Source organism: Trichococcus shcherbakoviae, assembly GCF_963666195.1.
Lineage (GTDB): Bacteria > Bacillota > Bacilli > Lactobacillales > Aerococcaceae > Trichococcus > Trichococcus shcherbakoviae.
Window position 1 is genome coordinate 2,031,268 of sequence record NZ_OY762653.1, and the last position, 14,648, is coordinate 2,045,915.

Sequence of the window (14,648 nt, forward strand, 5' to 3'; positions counted from 1 at the left end):
ATGCTTTGGTTAAGGCTATGACAACTTACAAAAAACCGATCGTGATCGAAAGAGCGGATCCTTGGGTCTACAAACATACGGACGGCTATTATTATTTCACCGGCTCGGTGCCGGGCTATCAGGAAATCGAAGTGCGCCGCGCGAAAAGCCTGAACGAGCTTGAAAATGGCGAACGCGCCAGCGTTTGGCAGGCGCATGCAACAGGTCCTATGAGCAGCCTGATCTGGGCGCCAGAAATCCATCTGATCCAAGGGCGCTGGTACATCTATTTCGCCGCAGCTGAAACGGATCAAGTCGCCAAAGGCACGTTCCAGCACCGCATGTACGTGCTGGAATGCGACGGTGAAAACCCGTTGACAGGCAATTGGATCGAAAAAGGCCAGGTCAAAACGGCATTCGAAAGCTTCAGCCTGGATGCGACTGTGTTCGAATTGGGCAACAAGCTCTATTATGTCTGGGCCCAGAAAGATCCGGCCATTCCGGGCAATTCCAATCTCTACATTTCCGAAATGCAGAACCCTTGGACGCTCTGCGGCAAGCAGACGCTCCTGAGCATTCCGGAACATGATTGGGAAAAAGTCGGTTTCCTGGTGAACGAAGGGCCGGCGGTCATCATCCGCAACGGCAAAGTCTTCATCACCTATTCCGGCAGTGCCACAGATGAAAATTATTGCATGGGCCTGTTGTGGGCGGATGCGGAAACCAACTTGTTGAACGGCTACAACTGGCACAAACTGGCGGAACCGGTCTTCCAGAGTTCTTCAAAAAACCAACTGTTCGGGCCGGGGCACAACAGCTTCACCCGTAGCGAAGACGGGGAAAACGACGTGCTGATCTACCACGCGCGCCCGAAAATCGTGACGGAAGGCGATCCCTTGGATGTGCCCGACCGTCATGCGCATGCGCAAGTGTTTTCATGGAGCGATAACGGGTTTCCGATTTTCGGTGAGCCCGGAACAGACAATGACTAGAAGGGATGGATAGCGATTTGAATAAGATACAAGTAACCTTGAACAGGGAAAAAGGAAACATCAGCCGTTATATATATGGTCAATTTGCGGAGCATCTGGGCAGATGCATCTATGAAGGAGTCTGGGTGGGAGCCGATTCGGAAATCCCGAATGTCAATGGCATCAGGCAAGACGTTGTGGAGGCGCTGAAAGCCATTCAGGTTCCGGTAATCAGATGGCCGGGCGGCTGCTTTGCGGACGAGTACCACTGGAAAGACGGTATCGGTCCTACCGAAGAGCGTGCCACAATCGTGAATACGCACTGGGGCGGCGTGACGGAGAACAACCATTTCGGTACGCATGAGTTCTTTGAATTATGCAGACAGGTCGGGGCTGAAGCCTACATCAACGGTAACGTCGGCAGCGGCACAGTCCAGGAGATGCAAGAATGGGTCGAATACATGACGATGGACGGCATTTCGCCGATGTCGAAGTTGCGGCGCGAAAATGGCCAGGACGAGCCTTGGAAAGTCAAATTCTTCGGCGTCGGCAATGAGAGCTGGGGCTGCGGCGGCAACATGCGGCCGGAATACTACGCTGATCTGTACCGCCGTTACCAAACCTACGTCAGACAGTACACGAAAGAACCACTTTACAAAATCGCCTGCGGTCCGAACATCGACGATTACAACTGGATGGATGTGCTGATGAAGAATGCGGCACCGTTCATGGACGGCATCAGCCTGCACCATTATGCGCTGGCTTCCGTATGGGAAGACAAGCGCCCGGCGTTGGGCTTCCCTGAAAAAGAATGGTTCTCGCTGATCGACAGCGCTTTGAAGATGGATGAATTGATCACGCGCCACAGCACAATCATGGACAAATACGATCCTGACAAACGTGTCGGTCTGATTGTGGATGAATGGGGCTCCTGGTTGGCTGTTGAGCCGGGCACGAACCCAGGCTTCCTGTACCAACAGAACACGATCAGGGATGCGATGATCGCGAGTCTGACTCTGAATATTTTCCATAAGCATGCAGAGCGCGTGCAGATGGCGAACATTGCCCAAATGGTCAATGTGCTGCAGGCCATGATCCTGACCGAGGGTGCAGAAATGATCAAGACACCTACCTACCATGTGTTCGATCTCTATAAAAATCACCAGGACGCAACCCTTGTGGACGCTGATGGCGTCGTTTCCGGCACGACCAGTTACACGGTATCCAAAAAAGACGGCGTCATGACGGCATCCTTCTGCAACTACAGCCTGACCGACGCGGAAACCGTCACGATGAGCCTAGTGGATGGCGCATTCGGGGATGTGGAAGCAGAGGGGATTTTCGGAAACAAAACGGATGATCATAACTCATTCGAAAATCCTGAAGCCGTTTCGAAACAAGCATTCACTGAGTTCAAGGTGGATGGCCACGAATTGACGATCACGCTGCCTCCGATGAGTGTCGTTTCCGTTTACGCAAAGGAAAACTGACATGACCTGCAAAGGCTGCGAACGTAACAACCAGATGATGGAGATGGATATCGAGAGCGCCATCGATGAGCAACTGTCGATGGAACTGAACCACGCTTCCGAAGAGCTGAGGGATCAACGGCTGGCTGCCTGCAGTGTCTGTCCCGCGCTTTCGGAGCATACGTGCCGGCATTGCGGCTGCTTCGTGCGTTTCCGTGCCAGTCTGCAGGACAAACGCTGCCCATTGGGTAAGTGGTGAATCCATCCGTTTCAGGCACCGCTTTTGCATTAACGCTCATATCAACAGGAATAGCTGCCGGCTTGCTGGTGGCTTTTCTTGTATCCTGGCATAAAATCAGGTTAAAAATTGAATGAAATGAGGATACATAATGAACAGACCATTGCTGCAGCAACAACCGAAAGTGACAGTATCGGACAGATTTTGGCTGAAGTACAGGCAACTGGTGAAGGAGGAAATGATCCCCTTCCAATGGGAGGTCCTGAACGACAGAGGGAACATCACCATCGAAAGCGAAAGGGACGATGCGACCATCCCGACGGAAAAAAGCCATGTGATCGAAAACTTCAAGATAGCGGCTGGGCTGAAGGAAGGCAACCATTACGGATGGCTGTTCCAGGACAGCGATCTGTACAAATGGATCGAAGCGGCAGCCAACACACTCGCATTGGAAACGGATGAAGCTCTGGCCGCCCAAGTGGAGGAAACGATCGACCTCCTGGAAGCGGCGCAGGCTGATGACGGGTATTTGAGCACCTATTATCAGATCGATGCTCCGCAACTAAAGTTCAGAAGGTTGTTCGAAAGCCATGAACTGTACTGTATCGGTCATCTGATCGAAGCCGCCATCGCCTATCATGAAGCGATCGGTTCAGATCGGCTGCTTCAGATTGCCGACAAAGCGATCGACTGCATCGAAGCGCATTTCGGCAAAGCGGAAGGGAAAATCGACGGTAGCGATGGCCACCAGGAAATCGAACTCGCGCTTGTGCGGCTGTACGAGTTGACGGGCAACCGGAAATACTTGGATTTGAGCAGCTACTTCCTGGAGGTACGCGGACAGAACCCGCATTTCTTTGCGGAGCAGTTGGAAGATAATGACCGCTTGGGATTGCAGCAAGGACCCAAGCCTGTCATCAACACCGTCTACCATCAAGCGGATAAACCGGTCATTGAACAGGATACGGCCAGAGGGCACGCTGTCCGGTTGGTCTATATGGCGCAGGCCATGGCGGGTACCGGACATTACCAGGAAAATGAAAAATTGGTTGCTGCGGCGAAAAAAATCTGGGAAAACATCGTCCAAAAAAGGATGTACGTCACAGGCGGCATCGGCTCGACTGTCCGCGGGGAAGCCTTCACCTATGATTATGATTTGCCGAACGATCTGATGTACTGCGAAACATGCGCGGCGATCGGGCTACTGAATTTTTCGAATGAACTCTTGAAAAGCGAAACCGACAGCCGGTATGCGGACATTATCGAAAGGACGCTCTATAACGGCATCATCAGTGGCATGGCCTTGGACGGAAAACACTTCTTTTACGTCAATCCGTTGGAGGTGGATCCGCAAGCGAGCGCCATGAATCCGGACAAGAGCCATGTGAAAGCGACGCGGCCTTCCTGGTTCGGTTGTGCTTGCTGTCCGCCGAACTTGGCGCGCACGCTGCCCGCTGTGGGAAGATACGCCTTTACCCAAAAGGCTGATGAAGTGCTGCTGAATCTGTTCATCGACTGCGAGTTGGCCGCGGAAAAAGATGGCAAAGCATACACGATTCGACAAAGCCATACGTTTTTCGAGCAGGGCCGGACCCTCATCACGGTCGAAAAAACAACCTCCGCTGTGCTGCGTTTGGGCATCCGTATCCCTTACTGGACGGAGAATCCAATGCTGGTTGTGGATGGCGAAGAAGTGGTCGCTGAAATCAGCAATGGCTATACCTATGTGACCGTAAAGTCCGAATCGACGGCTATTGAATTGAGCTACACAATCGCAATCAATGAACTAGAGGCGCACCCGCTCGTCAAAGCGGATAAGGGCAAAGTCTCCCTGCAACGGGGGCCTTTCATATATTGTATGGAAGAACAGGACAACCGGAAACAGCTGCATCTGCTGGCATTGACCGGAGCGATCCGACCGCGTTTCCGATCGGATAAGATTCTCGGCGATATCGTCTGCCTGGAAGCCGAAGGGGAGCTGCATGTGATGGAGGATGATTGGCAGGACACGCTGTACCGCGTCCATAAGAAACCGCAAACTGTTCCCCAAAAACTGACTTTCATCCCTTACTACAGTTGGGGCAATCGCTCCTTGGGAGAAATGCAGGTATGGATCGATAAGGAGGACGCGCATGTTTAGAGGTTACGCACAGACACCGCCAAAAGGTTGGAACAGTTGGGATTCTTTCGGGGCTAGCGTGACGGAAGAGGAAGTGTTGACCAACGCTGAAGTGATGGCGAAAAATTTGAAGGACTATGGTTGGGAATACGTTGTTGTTGATATCCAGTGGTATGAACCGCGCGCCGATTCCTGTGCTTATCACCCGTTCACCGAACTTTGTCAGGATGAATCCAGCCGACTGATCCCTGCCGAAAATCGCTTCCCTTCGAGTGCCGGGGGACAAGGGTTCAAACCGTTGGCGGATGCGGTGCACGCAATGGGGCTGAAATTCGGCATCCATATCATGCGCGGCATCCCGAGGCAGGCGGTGCATGGCGATACCCCAATTTTGGGTACGCAAAAAACAGCACGGGATATTGCGGATGAAAATTCCATCTGCCCGTGGAACACGGATATGTATGGCGTGGATGCGTCGAAAAAAGGAGCACAAGCGTATTATGATTCGCTGCTGGCTTTATACGCTTCCTGGGGAGTCGACTTCCTGAAAGTGGATGATATCGCCGATTCAAAATTATACGGAACCCACACAGGCGAAATCGAACTGATCCGGAATGCCATCGACGGCTGCGGCAGGCCGATGGTGTTGAGCCTCTCACCGGGACCCGCCCCGATCGAAGCGGGCTCCTTTTTCCAACGGAATGCCAACATGTGGCGGCTGACGGATGACATGTGGGACAACTGGCAACAGCTTTATGACATGTTCGGACGCTGCGGGAAATGGTCGGCTTTTGTCGGAGCCGGTTCCTGGCCGGATTGCGACATGCTGCCGCTGGGCCTTATCGGCACCCGAACCGTTGCCGACGGATCGGAAGCGCGTGTGACACGGTTCACGAAGGATGAACAGCGCTCCTTGATGACGCTGTGGTCGGTTTTCCGTTCGCCGTTGCTGTTCGGCGGCGATCTGCGGAAATTGGATGATTGGACGCGGTCGCTGTTGACCGACCCTTATCTGATCGATGCGCATCAGAACGGGCGCGATGCAAAGGAAGTACACCGGAAGGATGATTTTGTGGTTTGGGTTTCACAAAGTGATGCCAGGAAATATGTCGCTTGCTTCAATCTGTCGGATGATCCGGCCCGTTTGCCTGAATCCGCCGGGGAATGGCTGCGGACAATGGGCGGAGACATGCATGAAGTTTGGGCGAACCGGACGGTGTCGATTGCGGATGCGGAAACGGCTTTTATCGCTCCGCACGGCGTCGCTCTGTATGTTTCCAAGTAGAAACAGAACGGGAAATTGGGCGGATCGGAAAAGTTCCGTAAAGTGTCCCTATGCTTTTGGCGCGTTTAAGGATAAAATGGGAGGTATCATATACACGGAAGTTCAGCTTCCTTTGGCCGGAAAGGTTCAAGGGAGAGGGGACCAAAATGCGCCATGGAGGGGATACAACAGTGAAAACCGTTCAAGTGAAAGATGTCGTCTTCAACGAAGGCAGGCCGAAAATCTGCGTGCCGTTGGTAGGGAAAACAAAACAGGAAATCATTGCCGAGGTAAAAATGTTGGAAAACGTCGCTTTCGATCTGGCGGAGTTGCGCATCGATTTTTTCGAAGATGTAGAGCATCCCGATCAGGTCGGGGCATTGTTGGCAGAAATCAACAGCATCTACAAAAAGCCGTTGTTGTTCACGTTCCGCACCAAAAAAGAGGGCGGGGAGCGCGAGCTGAGCTTGGATCGCTATTTTGAACTGAACCGTTTCGTGATCCAGAGCGGGCTGGTGGACCTGGTCGATCTCGAACTGTTCAGTTCTGAAGCAGAGGTGATCGAATTGATTGCCGAAGCGAAAGAAAACAACGTGAAAGTCGTTCTGTCGAGCCATGATTTCTTCCGGACGCCCCCTAAAGAAGAAATCGTCGCGAGATTGGTGAAGATGCAAGGAATCGGGGCGGATATCACGAAGATTGCGGTCATGCCGCAAAGCGAGGAAGATGTGCTGACGCTGCTGGCGGCGACATTGGAAATGAAAAAAGCGAAAGCTGACCGCCCGTGCATCACGATGTCGATGGGCAAATACGGTGTCATTTCGCGCTTGGCAGGAGAACTGTTCGGTTCGTGTTTGACTTTCGCGGCTGCCAAAGAGGTTTCCGCGCCGGGCCAAGTGTCTGTCCGCGATGTCCGTTCCATCCTGGAGATTTTGGCGTTGGATTAAGGAACGCGATCTGAAATGTGTGGGCTTCAGCTCCGGCGAGGCTTGCGCCCGCCGGAGAAAAACGGTAATGCTCCATCTCAGCTTCGATGAAGCCGCTCCAATCGGAGGAAACAAATGAAAGGTTGTCCGAACTCCGACGAAGTCTCCGCTCACCGGAGGACAGAAGCGGAACCCTGGATAAGCAAGTAAGCCAAAAAGGCCATCCCGAGAAAGGTTGGCCTTTTTGGCTTGCGTGGTTGCCGGTGTTGCTTCTTCTCAACTTCTCGGTTTGAAGCTGCTCACTTTCAATAAAATTTGGTTGATGCCAAGCAGCAGTTCGTCCGTCAATTCGATATCCACCGACTTGATGTTATCCTCGATCTGTTCCGGACGGCTGGCGCCGATGATGGCGGAGCTGACGCCGGGTTGGCGCAGAATCCAGGCCAAGGCCAGTTGCGGCATGGTTATTTCCAATTCATGGGCGATGGCTTCGATTTCCCCGATGGCTTCCAACAGGGACTCGTTTTCCAGATATTTTTGCATCGTGCTGTTCAGCTTGCTGTTGGCGGCGCGGCTGCCTTCCGGAACTTGTTGGCCGGATTTGTACTTTCCGGTCAGGATGCCTTGTCCCAATGGGGAAAAGACCACTTGCCCCATGCCATTGGCGACGGAGACGGGCAACACATCGACCTCGATGTAGCGCTCAATCATATTGTAAATCGGTTGGTTGGAAACGAGCGGCCGGAAATTATGCTGTTTTGCGATCTGGTGGGCTTCCTGGATTTTGTCGGCTGGCCATTCGCTGACGCCGGCATAAAGGATCTTTCCTTGACGCTGCAGATCATCGAGCGCCCAGAGCGTTTCCTCCATCGGTACGCTCGGATCGTAACGGTGACATTGGTAAAGGTCCAGATAATCCATATCCAAGCGTTTCAGGCTGGCGTCGCAGGATTCGATGATGTGCTTGCGCGACAAGCCCCTGTCGTTCGGGCCGTCACCCATCGGGAAATAGACTTTGCTGGCGACGACCAAACTGGAGCGCCGATAGTCCTTCAGCACTTTTCCGAGCACAGTCTCAGCAGCACCCTTTTCATAAACGTTGGCTGTGTCGAAAAAGTTGATGCCTGCATCATACGCGGTCCGGATGCATTCCTCCGCTGTCTGATCCGCTACCGATTTTCCGTACGTCAACCAACTGCCCAGTGCGATTTCGCTGACGCGCAAACCACTTTTCCCTAGATTCCTGTATTTCATCCACTCGTCCTCCTTGATTATGATGACAATCTTTGAGCCATTAATCAGACTTTGATGATAAATATAATAGCTTTCTATCCTTATCATAAGCCACAAAATCGAAATCGCCAAAGGAAAAGGCCACCGAATCGAAAAAAATGGAAGCGCTGTGATTTTTTTTGTATTAACGACAAAAAAAGGTATACTTGATGTAAGGAACGGTGTCAAAGAACAGAAAGGATGGGGTCTGTAAATGACGAACATAGACGAAAACATCATGGCTTCTCTGCGGAAAGCAAATGCCAATCGGATGGTTGCGTTGCCGGATGGCAGCATCATGCCACAGGTGGGGCAAGGAACGTGGTACTTGGGTGAGGATTCTGCAAAAAGGCAAGAGGAAATAGAAGCTTTGCGTTTAGGTGTGCAATTGGGCATGACCCTTATCGATACAGCCGAAATGTACGGGGACGGGAAGTCGGAGCGCTTGGTAGGTGAAGCGATCAAAGGTATCCGTGACCAAGTCTACCTTGTTTCCAAAGTGTATCCGCATCGGGCCAGCCGGAATGAAATTTTGGCTGCCTGTGCCGAAAGCTTGCGCAGATTGGATACGGACCACTTGGACCTTTATTTGCTGCATTGGCGCGGAAGTGTGCCTTTGTCGCAAACGATAGCCGGAATGGAGCAGTTGAAGGCGGAAGGAAAGATCGGCAGATGGGGCGTTTCCAACTTCGACATCCATGATATGCAGGATCTTTTGTCGATGGAGCACGGGAACCAATGCCAAGTCAATCAGGTCTTGTATCATTTGGGGTCCCGCGGCATTGAGTACGATCTGTTGAAATGGCAACGGGAGCACAACATTCCGATCATGGCCTACTCGCCATTAGCCCAGGGAGGCAGGTTGCGCGAGCAACTGCTGGAGAGTGAAGAAGTGCAGCGCATCGCCAAAAAACACGGTGTCGAAGCAATCCAGATCATTCTGGCGTGGTGCATCATCCAGCCGGACATTGCAGCGATACCGCGATCTTCCAACCCCGACCACACGTATCTCAATGCCCAAGCTTCCAAAATTCGTCTGGATGACGAAGATCTGAAACTGCTGGACAAAAGGTTCCCGGCACCCGCTCACAAAACGGCGCTGGATATCCTTTGAAGATGAAACAAACTGTTTCATTTCTGAAACGAAAATCATAATAGGGAACCTGCAATCAAAATGTAAGGGGATTCTCCGGATGCAACGGGGGTGTGCTATCATAAACTCAGGAAGCGAAAAGCCCTTTCACGGACGGCTGGAATGAAAGCCTTTCCTGTACGGGTGTTGGTGGACATTAGCTGTTTTTGCTAGGGAATGCATTGTCACGACAGAATTTTTGAGCCGGAAAGCAAAAAAGTAACCAAAAATAGGAGGAAGCATGCATGTCGAAAGAAGCTTTGAAGATTGTAACGATTGGTGGAGGTTCCAGTTATACACCGGAATTGATTGAAGGATACATCTTAAGAAAAGATGAATTGCCTATCAAAGAAATTTGGTTGGTGGATATCGAAGCAGGTAAGGAAAAACTGGAGATCGTCGGCGCAATGGCGAAACGCCAAGTCGAGGCGGCTGGTTTGGACTGGGAAGTCCACTTAACATTGGATCGTTTCAATGCTTTGAAAGATGCGGATTTCGTAACGACGCAATTCCGTGTAGGTTTACTGAATGCTCGTATCAAAGATGAGCGCATCCCATTGTCCCATGGTGTTTTGGGTCAAGAAACCAATGGTGCAGGCGGAATGTTCAAAGCTTTCCGTACGATTCCAATCATCGGCCAGATCATTGCGGATATGAGTGTGCAATGTCCGGATGCATGGTTGATCAACTTTACGAACCCTGCAGGTATGGTGACTGAAGCAGCCATCAAACATTTCGGTTGGAAGAAAACAATCGGCCTATGCAATGTTCCGATCGGACACCGCAAAGTCGCAGCAGAAAAATTAGCGATTCCAGAAGAGGAATTATTATTCAAATTTGCCGGAATCAACCACTTCCACTGGCACCGTGTCTGGGATGACAAGGGCGTTGAACGCACAGATGAAGTGATCGATATGGTTTACGGACCGCAAAAAACAGAAGATGAAAACCATCTGAAAAATATCCACAGTGCGCAATTCCACTACGAGCAATTGAAGGACTTAGGATTGCTTCCATGCGGATACCACCGTTATTACTATATCGAAGATGAAATGTTGAAGCATTCCATCGAAGAGTTCGAAAAAGGCGAAACGCGTGCACAAGTCGTCAAGGCAACAGAAACGCGCTTGTTCGAACTTTACAAAGATCCTGCTTTGAACTACAAGCCGGAAGAATTATCGCAACGCGGCGGTACGCACTACAGCGATGCAGCCTGCGAAGTGATCGCGTCGATCCAAAATGACAAACGCACGGATATGGTCGTATCAACAGCAAACAACGGTACGATCCAAGATATGCCTTATGATTGCGTCGTAGAAGTTTCCGCCTTGATCACAGCTCATGGCGCTGAACCATACAACTGGGGCGAAATGCCTTCCGCGGCCCGTGGCTTATTGCAAGGCATGAAAGCGATGGAAGAAACAGTCATCCGCGCAGCCATCACAGGCAGCTACGGTGCGGCATTGCAAGCATTCACAATTAACCCGCTTGTGCCAGGCGGTACAACAGCCAAGACTTTGTTGGATGAATTATTGTATGCGCACAAAGAGCACTTGCCACAATTCGCAGAGAAAATCGCTGAAATCGAAGCAAACCAACCGGAAACAGTTGCTTACGTCGATGAATTGATGAAATCAAACTAAAAACAGATAGCATAAAAAGAGTGGCTGCCATTTCGGGCAGCCACTCTTTTTGTGTTTGAGACCTCCGGAGAACGGAGGCTTCGCCGGAGCTGAGGCTGATCATCGTCGGTGTACTCCGGCCGCGACCATCACACTCAAAACGTGTTCTGAATCCCAGAAATCTGTGCCTAAGCTGCTATTACGTCACGGACAAAAAACGTCCATTCTCGTAATAGCCTCTTAGTGCTCGATTTCTAGAGTGGGATTCATCACACTCTCTTTTAATCCTCAAGGACCATGATGCCGATTCCAAGCAATCCGGGTCCGGTGTGGACACCTAATACCGGCGAAATTTGGCCTTCGGCGTAGATTTTGGCGCCGGCGACCAGATCCTTCAGCTGTTCTTTCATAACGAGCATCTCTTCGTAGGCATCCCCATGGCAGATCGACAAGTAGTAATTTTTGTGCTGACCGAGTTTTTCGCGGGTCATGTCGATCAGCTTCTGGATGCTTTGTTTGCGGCCACGCACTTTTGCGACCGTGTCGTAGATGCCTTCTTCGTTGCAGGAGATGATCGGTTTGATGTTCAAGGCGCTTCCGAGGATTCCGGAGACTTTACCGATGCGGCCGCCTTTCATCAGGTACTCCAAGGTGCCGACCCCGAACAGGATGGTGGACTTTTTCACGGCTGCTTGTGTTCTCGAAACGACTTCATCGAACGGAAGCCCCGCTTCGATCTGCTCGGCCGTGAACAGCGCCACAAATCCGGAGGCGATGGCGATATTCAGCGTATCGATGACGACGATCTGCATATCCGTGATATCTTCCGCCAACAATTTGATGGCTTGGCAGGTGCCGCTCAAGCCGCTGGAAATGGCGGATACGATCACTTGATCGAAGCCGTCCGCTTTGATCTTGGCGAAAGTGTCGGCAATCGTTTCCGGCAAAGGTAGGCTTGTCTTCGGGATCTCTTCCTGGAATCTTGCGTAGACCTGTTCCGGTGTGATGTCAACCCGATCGCGATAGCTCGCGTCTTTATAATTGATCATCAGCGGCAAGGTGTAGATATGGTATTTGTCGAGCAGCTCCTGCGGAATATCGTTGCAGGAATCGGCCAAGACGGCAATGGAATTAGATTTCATCATTAGTATTCTCCTCTTTATTGGATGCGTGACTGACGCCATCGACCAATATGATTTTTTGTGTCAACAATTTCGAAGCGAGCGACAGCGTGATCATCTTCAAAGCGATGTTTTCGCTGTGGATGTCCTCCAAGGTATAGGTGAAATGCTCTTTCTTGTCGAGATCACGGAAGAGCATCCGAAAAGCATACTCCAATTCTTGGCAGAAGGTGTCGTACGCGATCTGGAATCCGCGGATGGAGACTTGCAGTTCCAGTCCTTTTTTCACCTCTGACAACGGCAATACCTGTTTGAGCAAGGTGATGACGATCAGTTGGGCGATGTGGGTTTTGAAATATTTCTTTTTCTCTGGTTTATCGATCAGCTGCAGTTTTACGTAATTATTGATCATAGCCGGTGTGATGATGCGTTCTTCCTGGGTGGCGTTCAGGAAACTCAATTGCTTTTCGATGATGGCGATCACTTGATCGCTGTAGAGGCCAAAATCAGGCAGCTCGTCAAATCGGATGAACGTCAAGGCGAGCAGCTGTTGCTGATATTCTTCCAATTCTGGTTTAAGCTTCACGGGAAAACCTGCTTTCTGAACTAAAGAAAATTTAATCTAGTTTTCGATACTAGATGTAATGCTTATTGTCACTAGATGAATGTACCAGTATTCGACAGAAAATTCAATTCCGAAGGCTCGGCGCTGACAGGATAAGACTATTAAAAAAGAAGCCATTTCAGGCTTCTTTCCAGTCATCATATTCCGTTTCTGTTGCGGTACCGAAATAACGGGCGACTTCATGGGAGGCATGGGCATCGGAACCCTTCTCGTAGGTGAGGCCGATCTTGATGGCATAAGCCATCATTTCCGGATCCGGGTAAGTTTTGCCGTAGTCCGGTTTGTCGATTCCGGCAAAATTGTAATCAAGGGTATACCCACTCTCCTTCACCTTATCCAACAGCAGCTTCCAGTCGATGGGATCACTGACGCTGTAAGCTTTTTGGAACTTGTGGATCAGATTGATGTGCCCGATTTTTTTCGGGGTCAGTTCTCCATACGGAAGCGTCAACGCCTTTTTGACTGCCGCTTCGTAAAGGGTGTAGAGTGTTTCGTAGCCGATTTCTTCACCTTTTTGCGTGAACGATTCGCGATCCAAGTCGATGCAGAAGTATTCTTCCGGCGCGAGCTGCACGAAATGCACGCTCAGAATCGAGTGGGGGACGGTCTCCGGGTATTTTTCCAGGAAGGCGCGCGTTTCTTTTTCTTTTCCTTCCAGATAATCCAATTCAAAACCGGCGTGGATTTCAATGCTGCCTTGATACTTCTTGGCAAGGGCGCGGACTTCGGAAAGGTAAGCATCGACATCTTCAAGGCGCATCGAACTGTCCTTGTCCGGAAGCGGATCTTCCATCGGTAAAGGGGCGTGTTCCGTGAATGTGAGGGACTCGAGGCCGGCTTCGATGGCAACCTTCACATAATTTTCCATTGCATCGGATGAACCGTGCAGGCAATAGGGGGTATGGACGTGTCTGTCGCTGTGCATCTTCCATCTTCCTTCCTTCGTAAAGTGTCATCATTTTAGGATACAATGTGGCGGCTTTCTATGGTATGATAACACCAACGTCTAATGGTATTCTAACGATATTCTAAGGATAACAGATGGACTATCAAAAAGAAATGGGAGTGAGACAGTTTGGACGAAATGATGACGAATGAATCGTTGCTAGCGAAGAAACAAAGAGAGATGGGGTTTCTCCATCATTTCCACCACTTAGGGTACGATCTGATAGACCTGGGAGTCGTAGAGAAATTTGAGTGGACACAACTGTCTCATGATGACTTGCATCTGATGCTGAACCGGCATAAATGGCAAAGCGGCGATAAACTTTTCGCACTGCGCAGTGACTGGACGAATGCCATCGTGAGATACCGCAAGCAGTACCATTTACACGCCGATAAAATAGCCTATTCCGGCCCGGTCTATTCGCTGCTGAAAGAGCGTCACCAATTGGGTGTGGAAACATTTACCGACTCGATTCCGAAACAGATCGAGGTTTTAGGGGATATGATCACATTCATGGAGAAGGAATTGGACCTTTCCTTATCGGTTGCGGTAGTCAGCCATAACAAATTACTGAAAAAAATTCTGAGCCCGCGGGAGTTGGAAGATCCTTCAGTCCGCAAGTTCATTTGTGAAAGAAACCAGGATGCCTTGAAGCATCGTTTGGGTGCGAACCATCCGCTGATCGGTTTGATGGACAAAGCACCTACGGAACAGGCCGGCTATCTGAAGGAAAACTATCCTGAACTGACCGGACATTTGAATGAACTGGCGGAATGGGAAGCGACGCTGAAAAGCAAGAACGTGGATTACGTCTACGCGGATATGCTGGCATTGCCGAACCAATCTTATTACAAAGGGATTTTTATACAACTTTACGGCGAAAACCAAACGGAACCCGTAGCATCGGGCGGTCAATATACAAGCTCTTCCAAAGCATTCGGAATGGCCATCAACAATTAACGGA

At 50.6% G+C, this 14,648-nt stretch carries 13 protein-coding genes; 9 read left to right on the forward strand and 4 right to left on the reverse strand.

Annotated elements, in window-relative coordinates; translation table 11 throughout:
* The first annotated feature begins 17 nt into the window (after positions 1–17).
* The 6 genes from ACKPBX_RS09735 to aroD all read left to right on the forward strand — a co-directional run bounded on the left by ACKPBX_RS09735 (position 18) and on the right by aroD (position 6,987).
* Positions 18–971 carry a glycoside hydrolase family 43 protein gene (locus ACKPBX_RS09735; RefSeq protein WP_319996426.1) on the forward strand — a complete coding sequence of 318 codons (954 nt, stop codon included), beginning with the start codon at positions 18–20 and terminating at the stop codon, positions 969–971.
* A gap of 17 nt (positions 972–988) precedes the next feature.
* Entirely contained in the window at positions 989–2,440 is a 1,452-nt protein-coding gene (locus ACKPBX_RS09740; protein WP_407702542.1) for an alpha-N-arabinofuranosidase, read from the forward strand.
* Between the two features lies 1 nt (position 2,441).
* On the forward strand, positions 2,442–2,678 hold the full coding sequence (locus tag ACKPBX_RS09745; RefSeq protein ID WP_319995254.1) for a DUF6171 family protein: 237 nt from the start codon (positions 2,442–2,444) through the stop codon (positions 2,676–2,678).
* Between the two features lie 130 nt (positions 2,679–2,808).
* On the forward strand, positions 2,809–4,797 hold the full coding sequence (locus ACKPBX_RS09750) for a glycoside hydrolase family 127 protein (RefSeq protein ID WP_319995255.1): 1,989 nt from the start codon (positions 2,809–2,811) through the stop codon (positions 4,795–4,797).
* On the forward strand, positions 4,790–6,061 hold the full coding sequence (locus ACKPBX_RS09755) for an alpha-galactosidase (protein ID WP_319995256.1): 1,272 nt from the start codon (positions 4,790–4,792) through the stop codon (positions 6,059–6,061). The genes ACKPBX_RS09750 and ACKPBX_RS09755 overlap by 8 nt, the downstream gene beginning before the upstream one ends.
* A 146-nt stretch (positions 6,062–6,207) precedes the next feature.
* A complete protein-coding gene (gene aroD / locus ACKPBX_RS09760; RefSeq protein WP_324291910.1) occupies positions 6,208–6,987 on the forward strand; it encodes a type I 3-dehydroquinate dehydratase in 780 nt (259 codons plus the stop codon).
* Positions 6,988–7,242: 255 nt separating this feature from the next.
* On the opposite strand, the gene ACKPBX_RS09765 is transcribed toward aroD, so the two are convergent.
* Positions 7,243–8,220 (reverse strand): aldo/keto reductase family protein, encoded by a 978-nt coding sequence (locus ACKPBX_RS09765; protein ID WP_319995257.1) that lies wholly within the window; start codon positions 8,218–8,220, stop codon positions 7,243–7,245.
* Between the two features lie 232 nt (positions 8,221–8,452).
* On the opposite strand from ACKPBX_RS09765, the gene ACKPBX_RS09770 reads away from it, so the two are divergent.
* Together ACKPBX_RS09770 and ACKPBX_RS09775 are read left to right on the forward strand one after the other, a co-directional pair.
* Positions 8,453–9,352 carry an aldo/keto reductase gene (locus ACKPBX_RS09770; protein WP_086629774.1) on the forward strand — a complete coding sequence of 300 codons (900 nt, stop codon included), beginning with the start codon at positions 8,453–8,455 and terminating at the stop codon, positions 9,350–9,352.
* A gap of 263 nt (positions 9,353–9,615) precedes the next feature.
* On the forward strand, positions 9,616–11,013 hold the full coding sequence (locus tag ACKPBX_RS09775; RefSeq protein ID WP_319995258.1) for a 6-phospho-beta-glucosidase: 1,398 nt from the start codon (positions 9,616–9,618) through the stop codon (positions 11,011–11,013).
* Between the two features lie 260 nt (positions 11,014–11,273).
* On the opposite strand, the gene ACKPBX_RS09780 is transcribed toward ACKPBX_RS09775, so the two are convergent.
* The 3 genes from ACKPBX_RS09780 to hisJ all read right to left on the reverse strand — a co-directional run bounded on the left by ACKPBX_RS09780 (position 11,274) and on the right by hisJ (position 13,663).
* A complete protein-coding gene (locus tag ACKPBX_RS09780; RefSeq protein ID WP_233436759.1) occupies positions 11,274–12,137 on the reverse strand; it encodes a DegV family protein in 864 nt (287 codons plus the stop codon).
* Positions 12,124–12,699, reverse strand: coding sequence for a DUF1836 domain-containing protein (locus tag ACKPBX_RS09785; protein ID WP_160116960.1), 576 nt, complete (start codon positions 12,697–12,699; stop codon positions 12,124–12,126). Before ACKPBX_RS09785 ends, ACKPBX_RS09780 begins: the two co-directional genes overlap by 14 nt.
* A 157-nt stretch (positions 12,700–12,856) precedes the next feature.
* Positions 12,857–13,663, reverse strand: a complete 807-nt coding sequence (gene hisJ / locus ACKPBX_RS09790) for a histidinol-phosphatase HisJ (protein ID WP_319995259.1) — start codon at positions 13,661–13,663, stop codon at positions 12,857–12,859.
* 159 nt (positions 13,664–13,822) lie between these two features.
* On the opposite strand from hisJ, the gene ACKPBX_RS09795 reads away from it, so the two are divergent.
* Positions 13,823–14,644: an ATP phosphoribosyltransferase regulatory subunit gene (locus tag ACKPBX_RS09795; RefSeq protein WP_319996428.1), complete on the forward strand. Its 822-nt coding sequence runs from the start codon at positions 13,823–13,825 to the stop codon at positions 14,642–14,644.
* Positions 14,645–14,648: the final 4 nt, after the last annotated feature.

Excerpts from the sequence above, each read along its gene's own strand:
- ACKPBX_RS09735 (WP_319996426.1), top strand. The coding sequence starts at position 18 with ATGACAACTTACAAAAAACCGATCGTGATCGAAAGAGCGGATCCTTGG.
- ACKPBX_RS09745 (WP_319995254.1), top strand. The coding sequence starts at position 2,442 with ATGACCTGCAAAGGCTGCGAACGTAACAACCAGATGATGGAGATGGAT.
- ACKPBX_RS09750 (WP_319995255.1), top strand. The coding sequence starts at position 2,809 with ATGAACAGACCATTGCTGCAGCAACAACCGAAAGTGACAGTATCGGAC.
- ACKPBX_RS09755 (WP_319995256.1), top strand. The coding sequence starts at position 4,790 with ATGTTTAGAGGTTACGCACAGACACCGCCAAAAGGTTGGAACAGTTGG.
- aroD (WP_324291910.1), top strand. The coding sequence starts at position 6,208 with ATGCGCCATGGAGGGGATACAACAGTGAAAACCGTTCAAGTGAAAGAT.
- ACKPBX_RS09765 (WP_319995257.1), bottom strand. The coding sequence starts at position 8,220 with ATGAAATACAGGAATCTAGGGAAAAGTGGTTTGCGCGTCAGCGAAATC.
- ACKPBX_RS09770 (WP_086629774.1), top strand. The coding sequence starts at position 8,453 with ATGACGAACATAGACGAAAACATCATGGCTTCTCTGCGGAAAGCAAAT.
- ACKPBX_RS09775 (WP_319995258.1), top strand. The coding sequence starts at position 9,616 with ATGTCGAAAGAAGCTTTGAAGATTGTAACGATTGGTGGAGGTTCCAGT.
- ACKPBX_RS09780 (WP_233436759.1), bottom strand. The coding sequence starts at position 12,137 with ATGATGAAATCTAATTCCATTGCCGTCTTGGCCGATTCCTGCAACGAT.
- hisJ (WP_319995259.1), bottom strand. The coding sequence starts at position 13,663 with ATGCACAGCGACAGACACGTCCATACCCCCTATTGCCTGCACGGTTCA.
- ACKPBX_RS09795 (WP_319996428.1), top strand. The coding sequence starts at position 13,823 with ATGATGACGAATGAATCGTTGCTAGCGAAGAAACAAAGAGAGATGGGG.